This window comes from Anaerophaga thermohalophila str. Valhall (assembly GCF_000250735.1).
Classification (GTDB): domain Bacteria; phylum Bacteroidota; class Bacteroidia; order Bacteroidales; family Marinilabiliaceae; genus Anaerophaga; species Anaerophaga thermohalophila_A.
In genome coordinates this window covers 1-3,943 of record NZ_AHZV01000303.1, presented here as the reverse complement: position 1 = coordinate 3,943, position 3,943 = coordinate 1, and the positions used below count along the sequence as shown (strand labels likewise).

Annotated in this window: 1 protein-coding gene; it reads left to right on the top strand. The window is 41.4% G+C overall.

Annotation, left to right across the window (positions count from 1 at the left end):
• The first annotated feature begins 664 nt into the window (after positions 1-664).
• Positions 665-3,043 carry a TonB-dependent receptor gene (locus OQ5_RS0115815; RefSeq protein ID WP_016778423.1) on the top strand — a complete coding sequence of 793 codons (2,379 nt, stop codon included), beginning with the start codon at positions 665-667 and terminating at the stop codon, positions 3,041-3,043.
• Positions 3,044-3,943 lie beyond the last annotated feature (900 nt).

The following is a 3,943-nucleotide window of genomic DNA, read 5'->3' as shown; positions in this document are numbered from 1 at the left end:
CTTTCAAATTTGGTTAATCTCTGTTATCTATGATACAACTTTATCTTTTGTGTTCTTATATGTCTTATATGGTGTATTTTTTGAGTTCTGTGCTTTGAGTTAAGGCTTGTTGAGACGCACGGCCGTGCGTCTTTACTTGCCCCCAAAAAGTTTCTTGCTCCGGGTTTCAGGTTTCCGGTTCGCCTGGCTCCACCGCTTGTTTGCAAGAATTCGTCATTGGTTCGCTCGGCTCCGCCACTTGCTTTGCAAGAATCCGTCAATTGGTTAATTGTTCATTGTTCATTGATAATTGATAATTGATAATTGTGGAGATTCTTCGTCGTACCTCCTCAGAATGAAAAAAGAGGTCTTCCTGTCATTCAAAAAGGGATTGTTCAAAAATTTATAACTTCTGCCTTCTGCCTTATTCTCTGGGTTCACTCTCAACCTCAACCTCAACCTTAACCTTAACCTTAACCTTAACCTCAACCTTAACCTTAACCTCAACCTTAACCTCAACCTTAACCTCAACCTTAACCTTAACCTCAACCTTAACCTCAACCTCAACCTTTGCCTCAACCTTTGCCTAATTCTCCTCAATATTTTCCCTATTTTTGCGTTTGAAAAAATTAAGGAGTCCGGTTGCCGTATGTACTTTAAACACTGCTTACTATTTATACTTTTTTTGCTTTTCACCCTGGATAGTATATTTGCTCAGGAGACAATTACCATACACGGAAAGGTCGTTACCGAAGAAGGCAAGCCGGTAGAACTGGTCAATATTATTGCTGAAGGACGTTCGTCGGGAACCACAACCAACAGAGAAGGAAATTTTGAACTGATTACTCAATTGCCATTCCCTTTATCAATACAAATTTCGCATATTGAATACATACCACGGCAGATTAATATAAGTCAGGAAGACATCCAAAAACTCCCGCTCGTCATCACCTTAAAAAAACGCATCCGGGAAGTCAGGGAGGTAAAAATTTCTGTACAGGCCCAAGACGATCAATCGACCACAACAATATCCCCCCGTCTATCCATACGACTCCCTTCACCTGCCGGATATGCCATCGAAGGATTGGTACGTTCTCAGATGGGTGTAGCTTCGGCCAATGAATTAAGCACACAATACCGTGTTCGTGGGGGAAACTTCGACGAAAATCTGGTCTACCTCAATGGTTTCGAGGTACACCGCCCTCAGCTTATACGGAGCGGACAACAGGAAGGACTTAGCATTGTCAACCCCGACCTGGTGGAATCGGTCTATTTTTCATCAGGCGGATTTGGGGTTGGTTATGGAGACAAAATGAGTTCGGTACTTGATGTTCGATACAAGCAGCCTGACTCACTGGCCACAGGTGCTAACATCAACTTACTGGGTGCTGGCGTTTATACTCAGGGTAGTACAACAGACCGAAAATTTTCCTGGCTGGCCGGCGCCAGACATAAAACCAACAGGTATCTTTTGGGAACCCTTGATACTAAAGGTGACTATAACCCCGAATTCACCGATGCACAAATTTTCCTTACTTATCAGTTTTCACCTCATCTGTCGGCCGAAGCACTGGGATATTATGCGCTCAATCGCTACCATTTTATTCCTTCGGACAGAGAAACGACTTTTGGAACTATAAACGAAGTGAAAAGGCTGAAAATATATTTTGCCGGACAGGAAAAAGACAATTTTAAAACAGGAATGGGGGCAGTGAAGCTTAAATTTCACCCCGGGCAAGATGCTCTATACGAACTTCAGACCTCTCACTACCGGGCTCTGGAACAAGAGGCTTTTGACATTGCAGGGGCTTACTGGCTTCAGGAAATTGAAGGTATGAACGGAAATGAAACAGCTACCAATATTGGCATCGGAGAATATCTTCAACATGCCAGGAATGATCTGCTGGCAACCGTTACCACCATCTCAGTAAAAGGAAAGCACAATGTAAAATCCAACAATTCCATCAGTTGGGGTGTCGATTGGCAGAACGAGCAGTTTGATGACCGCATTAACGAATGGGAACTGATCGACTCTGCCGGGTACTCCATTCCCCGAAATCCCGATATGGAACTAAGTTACAGCCTGAATGCCGAGCTCCAGCAAAAAACCAATCATCTAAAGTTGTTCGTTTCGCATCAAACCACCCTGACACCTTCGTGGGGAAAAATAAGGATGAACTACGGAACCCGTCTTATATGGTCCGATAAAGAAAGCAAGCTCCACCTGACACCTCGTTTTCAGGCCACAGTACTCCCCTTTTCCACCCCAAATACGCGATTCCGTTTAAGTGGTGGCTGGTATTTTCAGCCCCCGTTCTACAAAGAATACCGTCCGCCCCAATCGGGCGAAATCAATACCCTGGAAGCCCAGAAATCCCGACAAATACTGGCAGGCCTTGACCATTACTTTTACGTACTTGAACGTCCTTTCAAATTCTCAACCGAAATTTATTACAAACATCTGTACGACCTGGTTCCATACAAAATTGATAACGTACGCATTCAATACACGGGAAAAAACGAAGCAAAAGGTTTTGCCACGGGACTGGATTTTAAACTCCATGGTGAATTTGTACCGGGTACCGAATCGTGGGCTACGCTCTCGCTGCTGCGAACCGAAGAAGATATTCTGACCGATTCATGGGACAAGCCCGGCGAACCCGGTTACATACCGCGCCCATCCGATCAACGCTTCAATTTTTCGATGTTTTTTCAGGATTATTTGCCCAACAATCCCACTTTTAAGGTGCATCTGAGTCTGTATTACGGATCGGGACTTCCGTTTGGCCCTCCACGGTCGCCCCGCTATACGGCTACCTTCAGAATGCCTCCTTACCGCCGCATAGATATCGGGTTCTCAAAAGACCTGATGCCATGGGTTACGCGTACATTCAGAAGTAATATATTAAAGAAAGCCTGGCTGGGACTTGAATTCTTTAATCTTTTCGATATCAATAATACCGTATCTTACTATTGGGTGAGCGATGTCAACAACCTACAGTATGCCGTTCCCAACTATCTTACCGGTCGCCGCCTGAATGTATCGCTAAATATCGGGTTTTAGTAAAAAGGCAGAGACTAAGGTTGAGGTTGAGAGGCACCACAGATTCTTGCAAGCAAGCGGCAGAGCCGAGCGAACACAGAAATGACAAACATCTCTATTTCCCAGTCTCATTACTGCAGACTCACCATTTAACCTTTCTACCTTTCTACCTTCCTACCTTCCTACCACTTCAACATCCAAATCAGTATTGATAAAAAATTACTTCATCGCTGATAAATTTCAGTGTTTTTGAAAAAGAGATTTCCGTATTTTGAGATAAAGATGTGCTCCGAAAATACAGACAGGCTATAGGACTTTAACAAATATGGTTCTACCACGAATTTAATGATAACTTGCAATTTGTTTATATATAGTTAAAATATAGTTTAATGTAGTTTATGTATTGTATTATAGTTCAATACTCCGTTAAACTTTTGCAAAACATTGCAAAACAATTGTTTGCATCTAAAGAGGTTTAATTGTTAAAACACAGTATATCAAGGTTGTACGAAACGGGCATGGCAAGGTTTTCCACAACAAGAATATGTATAAATGCTTGCATGCGAGTTCCATCAGACCAATAACTTATAGTTAATTTATACTGATGAATTATCTTATATCTTATATCTTATATCTAAAAATCTAACGATCTATTGATAGTTTTCAGAAGTTGAAAATCTATCAGCTTTCAAAAGAGTTGGTAAAGGATATATAAGTTAAGAAGTTCTTTTCCCTCAGATGAAACGAGCATGGCAAAGATTGCCTTATTGTATCAATCAAAAAAAGCAATATTTCAACAATGTTTTATATAATATAAATCACTAAAATAAGGATAGTACCACAAATATATTTTTAGCAAAGAAAATGGTCTCGATCATATTCTAAACCTAACCTGCATTATTCATAAATTATCTATTACAA